General features: G+C 62.7%; 16 protein-coding genes. 9 read left to right on the top strand and 7 right to left on the bottom strand.

Annotated elements, in window-relative coordinates:
- Positions 1 to 65 precede the first annotated feature (65 nt).
- The 5 genes from urtD to ACVWVY_RS37440 all read left to right on the top strand — a co-directional run bounded on the left by urtD (position 66) and on the right by ACVWVY_RS37440 (position 4,313).
- Positions 66 to 821, top strand: a complete 756-nt coding sequence (gene urtD, locus ACVWVY_RS37460) for an urea ABC transporter ATP-binding protein UrtD (RefSeq protein WP_456631115.1) — start codon at positions 66 to 68, stop codon at positions 819 to 821.
- Between the two features lie 11 nt (positions 822 to 832).
- Entirely contained in the window at positions 833 to 1,522 is a 690-nt protein-coding gene (gene urtE / locus ACVWVY_RS37455; RefSeq protein ID WP_426534595.1) for an urea ABC transporter ATP-binding subunit UrtE, read from the top strand.
- Between the two features lie 34 nt (positions 1,523 to 1,556).
- The gene (gene fmdA, locus ACVWVY_RS37450) at positions 1,557 to 2,786 is read left to right on the top strand and encodes a formamidase (protein ID WP_456631114.1); all 1,230 of its coding nucleotides are present in this window, start codon (positions 1,557 to 1,559) and stop codon (positions 2,784 to 2,786) included.
- Between the two features lie 96 nt (positions 2,787 to 2,882).
- On the top strand, positions 2,883 to 3,230 hold the full coding sequence (locus ACVWVY_RS37445) for an FmdB family zinc ribbon protein (RefSeq protein ID WP_456631113.1): 348 nt from the start codon (positions 2,883 to 2,885) through the stop codon (positions 3,228 to 3,230).
- Between the two features lie 42 nt (positions 3,231 to 3,272).
- Positions 3,273 to 4,313 carry an aliphatic amidase gene (locus ACVWVY_RS37440; RefSeq protein WP_456631112.1) on the top strand — a complete coding sequence of 347 codons (1,041 nt, stop codon included), beginning with the start codon at positions 3,273 to 3,275 and terminating at the stop codon, positions 4,311 to 4,313.
- A gap of 70 nt (positions 4,314 to 4,383) precedes the next feature.
- On the opposite strand, the gene ACVWVY_RS37435 is transcribed toward ACVWVY_RS37440, so the two are convergent.
- Together ACVWVY_RS37435 and ACVWVY_RS37430 are read right to left on the bottom strand one after the other, a co-directional pair.
- Positions 4,384 to 7,494, bottom strand: a complete 3,111-nt coding sequence (locus ACVWVY_RS37435; protein ID WP_456631111.1) for an efflux RND transporter permease subunit — start codon at positions 7,492 to 7,494, stop codon at positions 4,384 to 4,386.
- Positions 7,491 to 8,669: an efflux RND transporter periplasmic adaptor subunit gene (locus ACVWVY_RS37430; RefSeq protein ID WP_456631110.1), complete on the bottom strand. Its 1,179-nt coding sequence runs from the start codon at positions 8,667 to 8,669 to the stop codon at positions 7,491 to 7,493. The genes ACVWVY_RS37435 and ACVWVY_RS37430 overlap by 4 nt, the downstream gene beginning before the upstream one ends.
- Between ACVWVY_RS37430 and ACVWVY_RS37425 the strand changes: the two genes are divergently transcribed.
- The gene (locus ACVWVY_RS37425) at positions 8,668 to 9,507 is read left to right on the top strand and encodes a hypothetical protein (protein WP_456631109.1); all 840 of its coding nucleotides are present in this window, start codon (positions 8,668 to 8,670) and stop codon (positions 9,505 to 9,507) included. The genes ACVWVY_RS37430 and ACVWVY_RS37425 overlap by 2 nt on opposite strands.
- A 51-nt stretch (positions 9,508 to 9,558) precedes the next feature.
- Here ACVWVY_RS37425 and ACVWVY_RS37420 read toward each other — a convergent pair whose 3' ends face one another.
- Positions 9,559 to 9,936: a hypothetical protein gene (locus tag ACVWVY_RS37420; protein ID WP_456631108.1), complete on the bottom strand. Its 378-nt coding sequence runs from the start codon at positions 9,934 to 9,936 to the stop codon at positions 9,559 to 9,561.
- A gap of 271 nt (positions 9,937 to 10,207) precedes the next feature.
- The gene (locus ACVWVY_RS37415) at positions 10,208 to 10,435 is read right to left on the bottom strand and encodes a hypothetical protein (RefSeq protein WP_456631107.1); all 228 of its coding nucleotides are present in this window, start codon (positions 10,433 to 10,435) and stop codon (positions 10,208 to 10,210) included.
- Positions 10,436 to 10,886: 451 nt separating this feature from the next.
- Here ACVWVY_RS37415 and ACVWVY_RS37410 point away from each other — a divergent pair, with 451 nt between their 5' ends.
- Positions 10,887 to 11,564, top strand: a complete 678-nt coding sequence (locus ACVWVY_RS37410; RefSeq protein ID WP_456631106.1) for a response regulator transcription factor — start codon at positions 10,887 to 10,889, stop codon at positions 11,562 to 11,564.
- Between the two features lie 72 nt (positions 11,565 to 11,636).
- Complete coding sequence (locus ACVWVY_RS37405; RefSeq protein ID WP_456631105.1) at positions 11,637 to 13,001, top strand: sensor histidine kinase; 1,365 nt, start codon at positions 11,637 to 11,639, stop codon at positions 12,999 to 13,001.
- A gap of 24 nt (positions 13,002 to 13,025) precedes the next feature.
- Here ACVWVY_RS37405 and ACVWVY_RS37400 read toward each other — a convergent pair whose 3' ends face one another.
- Complete coding sequence (locus tag ACVWVY_RS37400; RefSeq protein WP_456631104.1) at positions 13,026 to 13,319, bottom strand: hypothetical protein; 294 nt, start codon at positions 13,317 to 13,319, stop codon at positions 13,026 to 13,028.
- Between the two features lie 416 nt (positions 13,320 to 13,735).
- Between ACVWVY_RS37400 and ACVWVY_RS37395 the strand changes: the two genes are divergently transcribed.
- Positions 13,736 to 14,650, top strand: coding sequence for an RNA polymerase factor sigma-32 (locus tag ACVWVY_RS37395; protein ID WP_456631103.1), 915 nt, complete (start codon positions 13,736 to 13,738; stop codon positions 14,648 to 14,650).
- Between the two features lie 57 nt (positions 14,651 to 14,707).
- Here the strand turns inward: ACVWVY_RS37395 and ACVWVY_RS37390 are convergent, their stop codons facing one another.
- Both ACVWVY_RS37390 and ACVWVY_RS37385 read right to left on the bottom strand, forming a co-directional pair.
- Entirely contained in the window at positions 14,708 to 15,904 is a 1,197-nt protein-coding gene (locus ACVWVY_RS37390) for an acetyl-CoA C-acyltransferase (protein ID WP_456631102.1), read from the bottom strand.
- 465 nt (positions 15,905 to 16,369) lie between these two features.
- The gene (locus ACVWVY_RS37385; RefSeq protein ID WP_456631101.1) at positions 16,370 to 17,077 is read right to left on the bottom strand and encodes a response regulator transcription factor; all 708 of its coding nucleotides are present in this window, start codon (positions 17,075 to 17,077) and stop codon (positions 16,370 to 16,372) included.
- Positions 17,078 to 18,136 lie beyond the last annotated feature (1,059 nt).

Raw genomic sequence — 18,136 nt, 5'->3', positions numbered from 1 at the left:
GGAGGACATCATGCTGATCGGTCATCACGATGCCGATGCCACACTGGCAGTGAGGAGATAGATCAATGCTCATCGGTCATCAACCCAAACCTTTCCTGCTCGCGGTCGAAGGGCTCACGGTGTCCTTTGACGGGTTCAAGGCGGTCAACGATCTCTCCTTCTATGTCGAGGAGAACGAGATCCGCGTCATCATCGGCCCTAACGGTGCCGGCAAGACCACGGTGCTTGACCTGATCTGCGGAAAGACCAAGGCCACGTCAGGTTCGATCGAGTTTCGCGGCAAGGAGCTGACGAAGCTGAAGGAAAACCAGATCGTGAAGGCCGGGGTGGGACGCAAATTCCAGACCCCGTCGATCTACGACGATCTTACCGTGTTCGAGAATCTCGAGATTTCGTTTCCGCGCGGACGGACCGTGTTTGGCGCGCTGACGTTTACGCGCGACGCCACCGTGCGGGACCGGGTTCATGAAGTCGCGGAAATGATCTTCCTCAAGGATCGCCTCGACATGAGCGCAGCGTTGCTCAGCCACGGCCAGAAGCAGTGGCTCGAGATCGGCATGCTGCTGATCCAGGATCCGGACCTCTTGATGCTCGACGAGCCGGTGGCCGGCATGAGCGTCAGCGAGCGCGCCAAGACCGCCGAACTGCTGAACCGCATCATCAAGGACCGCTCGGTGCTGGTGATCGAGCACGACATGAAATTCGTCGAGGACATCGCCCACAAGGTCACGGTCCTGCACCAGGGCCAGATCCTGTCGGAGGGGACGATGGAGAAGGTCAAGAACGATCCGAAAGTGATCGAAGTTTATCTCGGACACTAAGGAGCGCATCGATGCTGGCAATTTCGGATCTACACGTCGCCTACGGCCAGAGCGAGGTGCTGCACGGCCTCAATGTGTCGGTGGCGCCCAACGAGATCGTCGCGATCATGGGTCGCAACGGCATGGGCAAGACGACGCTGATGAAGTCGCTGATGGGGATCGTGCCCACCAAAAGCGGCTCGGTCAGCATGGAAGGCGCCGAGCTTAGTGCTTTGCCGAGCTACGATCGTGTCGCAAAAGGCCTCGCCTATGTGCCGCAGGGCCGCATGATCTTCTCCACCATGACGGTGAAGGAGAACATCGAGACCGGTCTCGTGGTGTCGGGTGGGTCGGAGGTGCCGGAAGACATCTACGAATTGTTTCCGGTGCTGCTGGAGATGAAGAACCGCCGCGGCGGCAATCTGTCGGGCGGTCAGCAGCAGCAATTGGCGATCGCGCGCGCGCTCGCCACCAAGCCGAAAGTCCTGCTGCTGGACGAGCCGACCGAGGGCATCCAGCCGTCGATCATCAAGGAGATGGCGCGGACCTTGAAGCGGATCCGCGACGAGCGCGGCCTGTCGATCGTCGTCTCCGAACAGGTGCTGAGCTTCGCACTCGATATCGCCGATCGCGTGCTTGTCATCGAGAACGGCGAGATCGTCCGCGACGACCCGCGCGACAGCGTCGATGCCGCGCAAGTCTCGAAATTCCTGTCCGTCTAAACTCGTAACCGCTGTCTAAAAAGGGGAGCTATCGATGCCAGAGACACTGATCAAGGTCGATCTTTCGAAGTCGGCCTACGAAAACGACATGATCCACAATCGGTGGCATCCCGACATTCCGATGGTTTCGTGGGTCAACCCGGGCGACGATTTCATCATCGAGACCTATGACTGGACCGGCGGCTTCATCAAGAACAACGATTCCGCCGATGACGTGCGCGACATCGATCTGTCGATCGTGCATTTCCTGTCCGGCCCGATCGGCGTCAAGGGCGCCGAGCCTGGCGATCTCCTGGTGGTCGATCTGCTCGACGTCGGTCCGCTGAAGGAAAGCCTCTGGGGTTTTAACGGCTTCTTCTCCAAGCAGAATGGCGGCGGCTTCCTGACCGATCATTTTCCGCTGGCGCAGAAGTCGATCTGGGACATTAAGGGCCTCTACACGTCGTCGCGCCACATTCCCGGCGTGAATTTTGCCGGCCTGATCCATCCCGGCCTGATCGGCTGTCTGCCCGATCCAAAACTGCTCGCGACCTGGAACGAACGCGAGACCGCGCTGATCGCGACCAACCCGACGCGTGTGCCCGGCCTCGCCAATCCGCCATTCGCCGCGACTGCCCACGCCGGCCGCGCCAAGGGCGATGCCAAGGCCAAGGTCGGTGCGGAGGGCGCGCGAACCGTGCCGCCGCGCGAGCATGGCGGCAATTGCGACATCAAGGACCTGTCGCGCGGCTCAAAGATCTTCTTCCCGGTCTATGTGCCGGGCGGCGGCCTCTCGATGGGCGATCTGCATTTCAGCCAGGGCGACGGCGAAATCACCTTCTGCGGTGCGATCGAGATGGCCGGCTGGCTGCATTTGAAGGTCGATATCATCAAGGACGGGGTGGCAAAGTACGGCATCAAGAATCCCGTGTTCAAGCCGTCGCCGATCACGCCGAACTACAAGGACTATCTGATCTTCGAAGGCATCTCGGTCGACGAAGCCGGCAAGCAGCATTACCTCGACGTCCACATCGCCTATCGCCAGGCCTGCTTGAACGCGATCGAATATCTGAAGAAGTTCGGCTATTCCGGCGCGCAGGCCTATTCGATCCTGGGCACCGCGCCGTGCCAGGGCCACATCTCCGGCGTCGTCGACGTGCCGAACGCCTGCGCCACCTTGTGGCTTCCGACGGAGATTTTCGATTTCGACATCATGCCGTCCTCAGCGGGCCCGATCAAGCACATCACGGGCGACATCCAGATGCCGATCTCGCCGGACAAGTAATCCCTGCGCGAGAAGGATGCGGGACGGCATGCGTGCCGGCCGCCCCGCATCCGCGATCGCGAAATCTATTCCAAAGTATTCGCGCGAGGAAACCAGATGCCCGTCTACGAATATCTCTGCAACGATTGCGGTCCGTTCACGGACATGCGGCCGATGGCCGAATGCGACGATCCGCAGGACTGCCCACGCTGCGAGATTGAATCGCCGCGCGTGATCCTGACCGCGCCGGCATTCTTCTGCATGCCATCAGACAAGCGGAAAGCCATCGCCACCAACGAACGCAGCGCCCACGCACCGAAGACATCGGCCGAATACAAGGCCGCGCACGGACCCGGCTGCGGCTGTTGTTCAACCGGAAGGAAGAAGCCGGCTCGGCTGGTGACCAAGACGAAGAGCGGCGCCAAAGGCTTTCCGACCGCCCGTCCATGGATGATCAGCCACTGAAGCGCGATCCTTCAAACTCAAACCGGAACAAGAGGCGATCCAATGCTCCACGGTGACATTTCCTCAAGCAACGACACGGTCGGCGTCGCGGTCGTCAATTACAAAATGCCGCGGCTGCACACCAAGGCCGAGGTGCTCGACAACGCGCGCAAGATCGCCGACATGATCGTGGGCATGAAGCTCGGCCTGCCGGGCATGGATCTCGTGATCTTCCCGGAATATTCCACGCACGGCATCATGTACGACTCCAAGGAGATGTACGAAACCGCCTCGCAGGTCCCCGGCGACGAGACGGAGATCTTTGCCGAAGCCTGCCGCAAGGCAAAAGTCTGGGGCGTGTTCTCGCTCACCGGCGAGCGCCACGAGGAGCACCCGAACAAGGCGCCGTACAACACGCTGATCCTGATGAATGACAAGGGCGAGATCGTCCAGAAGTACCGCAAGATCATGCCGTGGGTGCCGATCGAAGGCTGGTATCCCGGCAACTGCACCTATGTGTCCGAGGGCCCGAAGGGCCTGAAGGTCAGCCTGATCATCTGCGACGACGGCAACTTTCCGGAGATCTGGCGCGACTGCGCCATGAAGGGTGCCGAATTGATCGTGCGCTGCCAGGGCTACATGTATCCAGCCAAGGAGCAGCAGATCCTGATTTCCAAGGCGATGGCTTGGGCCAACAATGTCTATGTCGCCGTCGCCAATGCCGCCGGGTTCGATGGCGTCTACTCCTATTTCGGTCACTCCGCCATCATCGGCTTCGACGGCCGCACCCTGGGCGAGACCGGCGAGGAGGAATACGGCATCCAGTACGCAGGATTATCGAAGAGCCTGATCCGCGATGCGCGCCGTAACGGCCAGTCGCAGAACCATCTCTTCAAGCTGCTGCATCGCGGCTATACCGGCATGATCAATTCCGGCGAAGGCGCGAAAGGCGTCGCGTCCTGCCCCTATGATTTCTACAAAAAATGGATCGACGATCCCGAAGGCACGCGCGAAATGGTCGAAGCGATGACCCGCCCGACGGTTGGGACCGACGAGTGCCCGATCGACGGCATTCCGAACGAGGCGACGGCGAGCAATTACTAGACTGCTGCGCCAGCGGCCCGGGCGACTGGTGGCAGGCCGGGCGGCTGCATTGCGCCGCCCGGGATTGCCGTCATTCGGCCGGCGTCAGCTTGGCGTGACCTTCGATCGGCGGCTTCCGCTTTCCGAACAGCCAGGTCTGCAGCCTGTCGAGGTAGATGTAGACCACCGGCGTCGTATACAGCGTGAGGAGCTGCGACACGGCGAGACCTCCGACGATGGCATAGCCGAGCGGCTGGCGTATCTCGGATCCCGCGCCGGTGCCGAGCATCATGGGGACGCCGGCGAGCATGGCCGCCATCGTGGTCATGAGGATGGGGCGGAAACGCAGGATGCAGGCGCGATAGATCGCTTCCTCCGCCGTCAGTCCCTCCTGCTGACCGACATGCAGGGCGAAATCGACCAGCATGATGCCGTTCTTCTTGACGATGCCGATCAGGAGGATGATGCCGACGATCGCGATCACGCTGAGATCGAGATGCGCCGCCATCAGCAGCAGCAACGCGCCCAGCCCCGCCGACGGCAGTGTCGAGATGATGGTGATGGGGTGGATCAGGCTCTCATACAATATGCCGAGGATGAGGTAGATCACGAACAGCGCAGCCGCGATCAGGATCGGCGTGGTCGACAGCGAATCCCCGAAGGCCTGCGCGTTGCCCTGGAAACTCGTCTGTAGCGACAACGGCTTGCCGAGTTGCTGCTCGATATGCTGGATGGCCGCTGTCGCTTCGCCGATCGCCGTGCCCGGCAGCAGGTTGAACGAGATCGTCACCGACGGGAACTGGCCCTGGTGGTTGACCACGAGCGGGGCGACCTTGACCACGCTGTCGACCAGCGTCGATAGCGGCACTTCCTGGCCGGCTGAGGATTTGACATAGATGCCGCTCAACGCTTCCGGCGAGTACTGGAACTTCGGATTGACCTCCATGATGACATGGTACTGGTTCAAGGCCGTGTACATGGTCGAGACGATGCGCTGGCCAAAGGCGTCATCGAGCGTGTTGTCGATGGTGAAGGGCAGGATGCCGTAGCTTGAGGCCACCTCGCGCTTGATGGCGATGTCGAGCAGGGGACCGGAATTGAGCTGGTCGGTCGCGACGTCGGTGATGCCGGGGACCTTCTTGATCCTGTCGAGGAACAGTGCCGCCCAGTGATTCAGCTCGCCGGAATCGGCGTCATCAAGCGTGTACTGATACTGGGTTTTCGAGACGCGGCCGCCGATCGTGATGTCCTGCGCGGCCTGCATATAGAGCGTGATGCCCTGGATCTTGGCAAGGTTGGTCCGCAGCCGCGCGAGTATCGTTTCCATGCTGTCGCGTTGCTTGTACGGCTTGAGCGCAATGTAGATGCGGCCGTTGTTGACCGTGGTGTTGCCGCCTCCGGCGCCGATCGCCGAGCCGATGGATGCGACGGCCGGATCCCTCATGATGGCATTGAGCAGGGCCTGCTGGCGCTCGGTCATCGCGGAATAGGAAATATCCTGTGCGGCTTCGGACAGGCCGATGATCAGCCCGGTGTCCTGCTGCGGAAAGAAGCCTTTGGGAATGACCACGTAGAGATAGCCGGTCAGTGCGATGGTCGCAAACATCGTCAACAGCGTAATGAAGCGGTGACGCAGCACGATTCTTAAGCCCGCCTCGTAGGCGCCGAGCAAGGCATTGAAGCCGCCTTCGGAGAGGCGGAACAGCCGCCCGTGCGTCCTGCTTTCCGGCTTGAGCAGCCGCGCGCACATCATCGGCGTCAGGGTCAGCGAGATCATGAGCGACAGCAGCAGGGCGACGCTGACGGTGACGGCGAATTCGCGGAACAGCAGCCCGACATATCCGCCCATCAGGAACAGCGGAATGAACACCGCGATCAGTGACAGCGTGATCGACATGATGGTGAAGCCGATTTCGCCGGCGCCCTTCAGCGCCGCTTCGTAGGGCGTGGCGCCTCCCTCCATGTGCCGCACGATGTTCTCGATCACGACGACGGCGTCGTCGACCACGAAGCCCACGGCGATCGACAGCGCCATCAGCGACAAATTGTCGAGGCTGTAGCCCAGCTCGTAGAGGACCGCGAAGGTGCCGATCAGCGACAGCGGAACGGTGACAGCCGGGATAACCGTCGCCCAGAAATTTCTCAGGAACACGAATATCACCATCACCACCAGCGCAACCGTCAGTATCAGCGTGAACTGAACGTCGTGGATGGATGCGCGAACCGTATCGGTGCGGTCGGAAATGACGTTGACCTTGACGGCGGGCGGGATCGACGCCTGCAGCACCGGCATCATCGCCTTGATCCGCTCGACAGTGTCGATGACGTTGGCGCCGGGCTGGCGCTGGATCGCCATGATGACCGCGCGCTGGTTGTTGTACCAGCCGGCGATCAGGTCGTTTTCCGGTGCGCTGACGGCGCGGCCGACGTCGCGGATGCGGACCGGCGAGCCGTTTCGGTAGGCGATCACCAGATTGGCGTAATCGTCCGCATTGAGCAGTTGGTCGTTGGTGTTCAGCGTATAGGTCTGGCGCGGGCTGTTGAGCGTGCCTTTCGGCAGGTCGACATTGGCCTGGCCGAGCGCCGTGCGGACGTCCTCCAGATTGATGCCGCGCGCGGCCAGCGCCTGCGGATCGAGCTGCACCCGCACGGCGGGCTTTTGCTGGCCGCCGAGGCCGACGAGGCCGACGCCCGGTATCTGCGAAATCTTCTGCAGCAGGATGTTTTCCGCATAGGCGTCCACCGTGGTCAGCGGCAGGCTGTCCGAGGTCAGGCCGAGCACGAGGATCGGCGTATCGGCCGGATTGACCTTGCGGATCGTCGGCGGGTAGGGAATGCCCGATGGCAGGAAGGGGCTGGCGGCGTTGATCGCCGACAGCGTATCGCTGACCGTTCCGTCGATCTGGCGGTTCAGATCGAACTGCAGCGTGATCTGGGTGTAGCCGAGTGCGCTCGCTGACGTCATCTGGGTGAGACCCGGAATCTGGCCGAACTGGAGTTCGAGCGGCGTCGCGACCGACGCCGCCATGGTCTGCGGATCGGCGCCCGGCAACTGCGCCGTGACCTGAAGCGTCGGATAGTTGACATTCGGCAGTGCCGCGATCGGCAGCAGCGGATAGGCGACCAGGCCGCCGACCAGAAGGCCGACCATCAAAAGCGCGGTTGCGATCGGGCGCTGGATGAAGGGCGCGGATATGTTCATGGGATTATCGCCTGTTGTGCTTGTTGTGCCGCCGCTTCGTCGGCCGCTTCGCCGTGCAGGATCGTGACATGCGTGCCCGGCTGCAGCCGATACTGTCCGTCAACCACGACCTGCTCGCCGGCCTTCAGCCCGGAATCGATCAGCGCTTCGCCGTCGGTGATTTGAGCGACCTTGAGCGGACGGATCGCGACCTTGCTGTCGGGTTTGACGACATAGGCATAGGCGCCGTTCGGACCTTGCTGCACGACGGAGGCAGGGACGGTCAGGCCGTTGTGGCGGGTCGTAACGAGCAACCGCGCATTGACCAGTTCACCCGGCCAAAGCTCGCGGGACTTGTTGGGAAAGGTTGCCTTGAGCTGGATCGAGCCGGTTGTCTGCAGGATCTCGTTGTTGACTAGGGCGAGCACGCCCTTTCCCAACTCAAGCGTATCATCCTGGTTATAGGCGAGGACGGGCAGCGGCGTTTTGGCCGCCTGCTGCTGCTTCTGGATCTGCGGCAGCACCCCTTCCGGCAAGGTGAAGACCAGCGAGATCGGGTCGAGCTGCGTCACGACAACAAGGCCGTTGGCCGTCGTCGGGCTGATGATGTTACCGACGTCGATCTGGCGAATCCCGACCACGCCGTCGATCGGCGACGTCAGCCGGGTGTAGCTGAGCTGCACCTTGGCCGCTTCGATCAGCGCCTGGTCGGTCTTGATCGCGGCCTCGAGCTGGCCGACCTGCGCTTTCTGGGTCTCGATCAGCTGCGGCGTGGCCCAGCCCTTGTCGCCAAGCTGGGTGTAACGCGCGAGATTGGCGCGGGCATTGGTGAGTTGAGCCTGGTCGCGCTCCAGATTTCCCTCGAACTGGTCGATCTGGGCCTGGTAGGGACGCGGATCGATTTGCGCGAGCAGGTCGCCGGCATGGACGGTCTGTCCTTCGGTGAAGTTGATGCTGATGAGCTGGCCCTGGATCTGGGCCCGCACGACGTCGGTGTTGTATGCAATCACGGTGCCGACGCCGTTCTGATAGATCGGTACGTCATGCTGGGTGACCACGCCGGCAACGATCGGGACCGCAGGCGGCGGCGCTGCCGCGACAGCGGCCTTGAATAAATGGACGTGCGTCAGGAAGAGAAGGCCGCCCGCGGCGGCGACGCCGAATACGACGGCAGGTATTGCGACTTTCATTTTCATGGCTGCTTCTCGTGTGCGGGTTCAACGGAACATCGTGGCGGCGGCTGACAGGCCCGGTATCGTGTTCGGCGCTCCCGCGATGTTCGGTATCCCTGTGATGGCATCGGTGGGCGCGGCGACGGCTGTCGTGTTCGCGGCCGGCAGCGTGACGGCGGGCACCGTCGGGATCGTCGGCGCGATGGTGCTGATGGTGGGTCCGACGGTGATGGTGGGCACCATCGCCGCGGAGCTGATCCCGAGATTGCCGATCTCCGTCGAACCCATCGGAATGCCGGTGCGCGGCACGCCGCCCGGCGCCGTCGGTGCGGTCGGCGTCGATGACGCAGCAAGATTGCCCGAGCCGGCGCCGCACATGCTTTGGGTGCCCGAAGTGTCGATCAGGGCCGATGTCGGCGGAATGCCTGATGACGACATTGTTGATGTCGACATTCCCGGCATCGTGGACATCGTGCTCAGCGGTGTGACGGTCCCGACGTCCACGCCGCCGCCGTCAAAGGTGGTCGCCGATCCAAACATCGTTGACGGTGCCGTACCGATGGTCGAGCACACGGTGCCGCCGATGGTCGACGAAATCGGCGCTGGACTTACGCCGGGAGAAGCGATTTCCGTAGCGCCAAACGGGATACCGGTGCCGCCGATCGGCGCGCTTGGCACCATGCCGAGCGGCGAAGTGGCCGAGAGCGAAGGCGTCGGCATCACGGCGGCCTGCTGCGCAAAGGCCTGGCCGCACAGCAAGGCCGAGGTCGCCGTGATCATCAGGATGTGTTTCATGGTGTTTCTCCGGTGCCGGTCGAGCAGCGACGAACAAGCAAGGAGGCGTCGGACCGGAGGGCATTGAGAAAGTGCCCGCCGGTCCGTCAGCCTGCGTGCGGGGATGTGCGCGAGGGTCTCAGCCGCAGCTCAGCGGCAAGGGGCTGTTGGGATGAAGGACGTACCAGTCGTAGCAATCGGGGTAACCGTAGTAGCCATATCCTGGCCCATATCCGCCGAAGCGATGCAGGGCGTGCTGGTGCAGTCCAAAGCCATGCGCGCCGATGTGGCCGCCGCCGAGGCCTCCCATGTGTTCGCCGGCCCCCATGGCGCCGATATGGCCGCCGCCAAAGCCTCCGATGTGGCCTCCACCGCCAAAACCGCCGCCCATATGGCCGCCGCCACCGAAGCCGCCGCCGTGACCGCCACCGCCACCACCACCGCGCGCATCGGCCGCGCCCGCCATCAGGCTCGAAGCGAGAAGAGCTGTTGCGAAAATCGTGATCATCCGTTTCATCATGACACTCCTTTTCAGTCAGATTGCTCGGCGCCGTGACGCGCGAACTTCAAGGAGCCGCGCGAACGAAACGTCGGATGACTGACAGGTAGGTGCGATGCACAAGGCCTCCATTAAATTCGGCGTTAGTTTACGCCACCTCGCGTTCACGAACTGGAGCCGTGGCAGATGTGCGTCAAAGGAGAGCTGCCTGGCGTGCGACAAAAGAAGACGGGCCGGCGGATATCCCGCCAGCCCGTCTTGTGCCGTTGTCCGTCGTAACGCGGGCGGATCAGTAACCCGTGTTGGGCTCGCAAGGCGGCACGGTCCACGGATCGGTGGCGAAGGCGCCGACGCGCGGGGCGCGGATGCAGCTATCGCCTTGGTCGCGATGCATCGTCGACATCACGCGACCGTTGGTATCGGTGACGACATGCCGGGAGGCGGTGGCGGCCAGCACCGGAGTGGCGAAGGTGGCTGCGGTGAGCAAGACAGCCGACAGAATTTTCACGTTGCGCATTGGTGTTCTCCATTGGTGAGGGGAAGCCAGGCTGGCTTCTTCCTGTGACGTGCGGCGCGCCCGCCATCGTCCAAAGGAAACATCGCATCACGTGCCTTCAACTCGGCGTGAGAATGCGTGGGGCCCGAACTGTCGCCTGGCGCGGCCCGAAATCGCCCGCCGGACCGGAAGATGCCGGCCTGCCGATTCATTAAATCGCTATTTATTGGCGCTGCCGGCCGGCGAAGGTTAACTGTTTCTAGCGGGCTCGCTGTGCTCGTCCGAGGCAGCGGAAATGGCCGCCGGGCGGATGGCGCATGTCGGGTCCCGAAGGGATGGCGGCACTGTCCGGCGCCCCTGAACCCCTGAGACTTGCGCCGTCACCATGGCTTTATCAGCCGGCCAGCGTATCATTGCGACCGAGCCGAGCCGTGCGGTGAGAGGGTATCTTGATGGCAGTCGGAACGATCTCATGACGAAGGTTCTTCTCATAGAGGATGACGACGAGACGGCGGGAGAAATCGCGGCGGAACTGGCCGATCGCGGCTTCGATGTGGAATGGTCGTCGAACGGACTGGAGGGTCTCGCCAAGGCGCGCGACTTGCGGCCGGATGCGATGATCGTCGACCGCCTGCTGCCGGGAATGGACGGCCTTACCGTCATCGAGTCCCTGCGGAAGGATCAGGTGCGCACGCCGGTCCTGGTGCTGAGCGCGCTTGGAGCGGTCGATGACCGCGTGCGCGGATTGCGGATGGGTGGCGACGATTACCTCACCAAGCCGTTCGCGGTCGTCGAACTCATCGCGCGAATAGAGGCGTTGCTGCGCCGCCCGTCGGAAACGCGAGAAACCACCCTGCGGGTAGGGCAGCTCGAGCTCGACCTGATCGAACGCACCGCGAAACGCGGCGAACGCGAGATTGACTTGCTGCCGCGCGAGTTTCGCCTGCTCGAATACATGATGCGGCGGAGCGACCAGTTGCTCACGCGCGCCATGCTGCTCGAGGAGGTCTGGAACTACAAGTTTGTTCCGGCAACCAACCTGGTCGACGTCCATATGGGCCGTGTGCGGCACAAGGTCGACGGTCCGGGCGAAACCCCGATGATTCACAATGTCCGCGGCGCAGGGTTCATTCTTCGCGCAGTGTCTTAGAGGGATCGTGCCGCGCGCCCGTATCGTCGCGGCCGGCGAGGCAATCAGGCGGCGCAGGATCCGAAGCACCAGATGCAGTTCATACGTTCGAACACGTTCCACTGGGCCGCCGCGCTGGCGGCGCTGTTCGCGGCTTTTGTCACGATCCTGTTCGGCTTCATCTACTTCAAGATCGACGATTACCTGATCGCGCGCTCCGATGGCATGATTACGACGCAGGTCAATTTCTTCGCCGCGCTGCCGCCCGATCGCCGGATCGGCGCGCTCGACGATCATCTTGGGCAGGATTACCGCGGCGTCCATTTCGCCGGCATCTTCGATGCGAAGGGAAATCGGCTTGCCGGCAATGTCGCGCGCATGCCGGACGATCTTGAGGCCGGTGCGGGAGTGAAGAGTGTGCACATGGCGCGGGCCAACGGCAAGGAGCCCGACGCGCCATTGGTCAGAGCCGTCGCGCGGAGCGTCGATCACGGCGATGTATTGGTGGTTGGACGCAACGTCGACGAGACCCGGGAAATCTCCAGGGTTGTCGGAGGCGCGCTGGGGCTTGGCCTGTTGCCCGCGTTCTGCTTCTGGCTGCTGGCAGGCGCGTGGCTGAGCGTTCGTGCGCAGAGACGCGTCGAGGACGTCAACTTGCGGGTCCAGCGTATCATCGCCGGAGATCTGCGCGAGCGGCTGCCGCACCGGAATATCGATGAGCCATTCTCGCGGCTCGCCGCCATCGTCAACGGCATGCTCGATGAACTCGAGACCACCATCCATGCGCTGGCCGGCGTCGGCAATGACATCGCCCACGATCTGCGAACGCCGCTGACGCGCGCGCGCCTGACGCTGGAGCGGGGCCGTACCAATGCGACCAGCCTGGAGCAGCTCCAGGAGGCCGCCGACAAGGCCATCGCCGGCATCGACCAGTCGCTGTCGATCGTCACGGCGTTGTTGCGCCTGGCCGAGATCGAGAACAGCCGCCGGTCGTCCGCATTCGGCAATGTCGAGCTCGGCGAAATGCTAAGCGAGGTCTGCGACATGTATGAGCCGATCGCGGAAGACAAGCAGATCGCGCTGAGCGTGGGCACGTCAGGCACGCTCTACGTGCGCGGCGATCGAGACCTGCTGCTGGAGGCGGTCGCCAACCTCGTCGACAACGCCATCAAGTTCACGCCCCGGAGCGGCAGGGTCACGCTCGAGCTGCTGCGCGGCGAGGGAGAGACCATCCTGCGCGTGACAGATACGGGGCCGGGGATCAGCGATCAGGAGCATGAGGCAGTGCTGCGCCGGTTCTATCGTTCGGACAAGATCCGCAACACGCCGGGTGTTGGCCTCGGACTCAACCTGGTTTCGGCCATCGTGAAGCTGCACGGATTCCGATTGATCATCCACTCCGGCCCGGGAGGGCGGGTGGAGATGGTTTGCCCCGATGAGCAAGCCGGCCGGACATAGGATCGGCGAGCTGCCTGACCAGGGTCACCCATGCTGGCGGCCATCGTGCATGGTGCCGGACGCATGGTGGACCCGGCGGTGCTGCCAGACATTGGCGCCGGCCATGCCGCTTTCCCACTCATTATAGGATTGCATCACCGAGGGCGGCAGCCCTTCCATCCTGTAGGCCGGCGTGGGCGCTCCGCCATTCAGGACGTCCAGGTTCGGGTAATAAAATGCGAAAGCACCTGGCTCCTGGATGGCTTCCTGCGCGAAGGCGGGGGCTGCTGCCATCATCGACAGCAGTCCCGCGACGGCAATTGTCTTGATCGTAGTCATTTTCCTTCTCCATGCTGTCGATGCGGGAATTCGCCGGACGCGCAAACGCCGTCGCACGCCGCAAGGGACGTGCGTTCCTTCGAACGCGAATTGCTCGCTTGAAGCTGCATCCAGACAGCGGATGCATGGTGGAGATGTGGGGTGGGGCCGGCGGCACCCCGCTAAATTGCCTTTTACAAAGCTCAACTAATCTTGAGCCCTGGCTCAACTAATCTTGAGCATTGTTGAGAAAGCGTTGCACGGCAAGCGGTCGCTTCGAAGTCGCCGCCCGGACGGATCGCGCAATTTTGAAATTCGAGACCGGAATTGCGCACACGCTAACGGCGAATTTAGAATCCTGAATCCCAATTTAATAGATGCGCTGCGGTGTCCTCTCCTAGGGTTCGCCTACCGGACCCGAAGGATTGGAGCTACCCATGAACGCGCACAGCACGGCCATAGACAGGCGAGAGATGTTGACCGCAGACAGGTCGCGAGATCTCGTCGATGAATACGCCTCTCTCATCAAGCGGTACGTTCTGCTCGAACAGCCGCGCGAGCAGCAGCTTGCACGACGCTGGCAGGAGCATCGCGACCGCAGCGCGACCGACGCGCTCGTCACCAGCCATCTCCGGTTGGCGGCAAAGGTCGCGCGCCGCTACCAGCGATACGATCTTCCGCTTGCCGATCTGATCGGCGAAGCCAATCTCGGCCTCGTCATCGCGGCCTCGCATTTTGAGCCCGGCCACGGCGCGCGGTTTTCCACCTATGCGCTGTGGTGGATCAAGGCAGCGATCCACGAATACATCCTGCGCTCGCGATCGCTGGTCAAGATCGGGACGACGGCCGCGCAGCGGAAACTGTTCTTTGGCTTGCGGCGCGCCATGACCAAGTTCGGCGGCGACAGGGTGGGGCTCACGCCGGAGGTGGCCGAGGCCGTCGCGCATGAGCTCGTGGTCCCCGTTCGCGAAGTGATCGAGATGAGCAGCCGTCTGACGGGCGACCTCTCCCTGAATGCGCCCGTCGGCGACGACGGGCCGACAGAGTGGGAGGCGGTGCTGGTCGATCATTCGCCGAACGCCGAGGCGATCGTCGCCGATCAGGATGAAAGCGCGCAAAAGGCGAAGGCGCTCCGTTCGGCCCTTGATCTGCTGACCGCGCGGGAGCGGCGTGTGTTCGAGGCGCGGCGCCTCAGTGAGGACCCACCGAGCCTGGAGGATCTCGGACGCGAGCTGTCCATTTCCGGCGAGCGCGTGCGGCAAATCGAAACGCTGGCCTTCGAAAAAGTCAAACGGGCGGCGGCAAGGCATTTGCGACCGGCCGCCCTCCCGGCTTGGGAGGCGGCCGGGTGAGAAGACGGCGGCGAGCGACGTGGCGCGCGCCGCTCGCATGTCTTTCCAATCGCCCGGTCAACGGACGACGCGCTCGACGGCGATGGCGGTAGCTTCACCGCCGCCGATGCACAGTGCGGCGACGCCGCGTTTCAGGTTCCGCGCTTCCAGCGCATGCAGCAGCGTCACGATCAATCGTGCGCCGGTGGCGCCGATCGGGTGGCCGAGCGCGCAAGCGCCGCCATTGACGTTGAGTTTTTCTCTTGCGATGCCGAGATCCTTCTGCGCCGCCATCGCCACCACCGCGAACGCTTCGTTGATCTCGAACAGGTCGACGTCGTCTGCGCGCCAGCCGACCTTGTCGAGCAGCTTGCGGATGGCCGGGATCGGCGCGGTGGTGAACCATTGCGGCTCCTGGCTGTGGGTGGCGTGACCCTTGATCTCGGCGAGAACCGGCAGGCCGTCACGATCGGCGAGCGAGCGCTTGGCCAGAATGAGCGCCGCGGCGCCGTCGGCATTGGCGGAGGAGGCGGCCGGCGTGATGGTGCCGTTGGCGCGGAACGCCGGCTTCAACCCGGGAATCTTGCCAGGGTCCACCTTGAGCGGATGTTCGTCATTGGCGATGACGCGTGGGCCGGCCTTTTCGGTGAGCGTGACCGGCGCGATCTCGACCTTGAACGCGCCACCCTCGACCGCCTTGCGGGCGCGGGTCAGCGTCTCCATCGCATAGGCGTCCTGGTCCTTGCGGGTGAACTGATAGGCTTCCGCGGTGGCCTCGCCGAAATCGCCCATCGAGCGGCCGGTCTCGTAGGCGTCTTCCAGCCCGTCCATCATCATGTGATCGATGATCCGGTCATGGCCGGCGCGATAGCCGCCCCGCGCCTTGGCCAGCAAATAGGGCGCATTGCTCATGCTCTCCATGCCGCCGGACAGCACGATTCCGGCGGAGCCGGCGTTGATGATGTCGTGGGCCAGCATGGTCGCTTTCATGCCGGAACCGCAGACCTTGTTGACCGTGGTGGCGCCGGTGGCGTCGGGCAGTCCGGCGCCGCGCGCGGCCTGTCGCGCCGGCGCCTGACCCTGTCCGGCCGGCAGCACGTTGCCCATGAAGACCTCGTCAATGCGCTCCGGCGCCAGTTTCGCCCGCGCCAGCGCAGCCCCGATCACGTGCGCACCGAGTTTGTGCGCGCTGAAGGGGGACAATTCGCCCATGAACCGGCCAAGCGGCGTGCGGGCGGCGGAAAGGATGACGATGGGATCGGGGCTTGCGGACATCACGGGTTCTCCTGTTCGGTTGTTATATGACGATAGTCATATAAAAAGAGATTGCAATGGGAAGCCGCCGTTTTCGGCAGCGAGGCGCTCCCGACAGCCCGCCGGCGCGTTGGAGAAAATTGAAGCTGGCCCGGCGCTTCCTTAGCGAAGCCGTCGCGCGCGACTTCGGCCGCACGTGTTCGCGTGGCATGCCTGGTTATCGATGCGTGTAGGCCCGCCATCGGGCGCGGGAAAGGCCGCCCCGGGCCGGCTTTTCTTCGGAACCGCTTCTGTACCGCGAATCCCGGCTGGAGCGATGACATGAAAACGGAGGGGCGACCGCGAAAGCCTCCTCGGCACTTGGTCTTTAGTGGACCGCTATGTCGGAAGGATTAGGACTAATGATCGGGGGGCGCTCCAACGGACCTATTGTGGAACCGACCGGATGGCGCAACGGCGCTCGGACGCAGTGCCGAAAATTCATCGCTAGTGAGAAACAGGCGGCTTGGCCGGCATGGATGAATCCGCGGGAACCAGTTCGACGGCGCCGTCCGCGCAGATGTGCGCCGCGGTGATCGCGACCTGGGTCCGGTTGCTGACGCCCAGCTTGCGCATGATTTCGCGGACATGAACTTTCACGGTCGTTTCGGTCATACCGAGCTTGCGACCGATCACCTTGTTGGGGTCGCCCTGGCAGAGACAAACGAGGACGGCGTACTGCCGCTCGGTATATTCGGGCACGTGCCGCGCGCCGTTAAGGCCATGGTCGCGCGGCGCGCCGGCCGCCTTGTCGTCGAAAAGGGAGCCTTGCTGCTCGTATGGGCCGTCCTCCGGCCCGAGCGGCGGCGCCTGCGTCTGTTGTTCGGGCCCCGGAAGCGGTTGCTCCTGGGAAAGGTCGGGCTGCCTGTATTCGAGGGGCGGCGATGTGCTGAAGGCCTGGCTGGCCAGGATGGCGGCTGGCGGAAAATAAGTGCCGCCATGAAGGACGAACGAAAGTGCCTGCAACGCAAGCTCGGGCGGCATGGAATTGCTGAAATAACCCTTGGCCCCGCAACGGATTGCAGCGAGAACGGTGGCGGGATGTTCATCGTCGGAGACGATGGCGAGCGCGGCGTCACGGCGAAGCGTATGCAACACCTGTATCTCGGTGAAGACCTCATGGGGAGAGGGAGCGCCGACGCTGTAAATCAGCATGTCGCAGACGGCGCGCTCGACAAGTCTTGTGTGAGCTTCGTCAGCATCGAGCGAAATCAGTTCGACGTTTTCGTTACGGGCCCATGGATTTAAGAAGCTCTCTGCGCGAGCTCGTCTGAAGGCCATCGCGTCTACAAGAAATACCGTCTTCTTAAATGGGACTGACATAACGCGCCCCTTAAATTACGTCGTATGACTATCGATGGCGACATCCTATGACTATCGATAGATTGCTTGCGGCCCTCCTGGGTCGCTGTGAAACAGATCACTTAGCATCTTAATTGTGCATAAAAGTTTACTCTTGTTCAAACGAGATGCCAAGAAGCGCGACTGTGACAAGAAGTCGTCGAAAACAAGGGAACTGCAGCGGGAAAGCAGCAAGAAAGCGGCATTTTTCTTGCAGTAATTGCGGAAGAGAACCCACCCAACCTTCGCTACTATATCTTTCGATGTACTTCCTTTGGCGCCGAAGGCGGTACGATCAGATGGGACCGCCTGCTGCGGGCATACGCCACGTTTGTCAGCAAACTGCCTTCAAAGCCGGACTTTGACATGCTCGCCGCGGCTCCTGTCTCGGCGGATCGCCGCACCTTCGTTCTCGCCCTGATGGGCAACCTCGTCGAACAACGAGGGCCTTTTCATCTACGTGCCGATGATTCTGCTGCGCAACGACGAGGCTTCCGCCGCGGTGGTCGTCGCGACATGGAACACGACCCGCGAGACTTGATCTGATCCAGCGGCTGGCCAAGATCTCTTATCGAACCTTTCTCGGAATCCACCAAGCTTCGCAACGAACTGAATCACTGCATGTTCATCCTTGATTCGTCGGGCGCCATCACTCACACGCAGTCGATGCGATTGATCGAAACAACAAAGCGCGCCGCGCGATGCGGCTTGAACCGTCCGGTGACGACGGATGTCATGCCTCGTCCCGCTGCTGTTCACTCCAAAACTCATTCGTTCTGAGCGCCAACCGCGTCGACGGTTGATATCGCAAGATAAAGCGATGCACCTAATGCATGCCTATTGTTGGCGACGGCGTGGCGGCATTCTGACCAA

This window comes from Bradyrhizobium sp. URHC0002, assembly GCF_054059515.1.
This window is presented reverse-complemented; position numbering and strand designations above follow the sequence as displayed.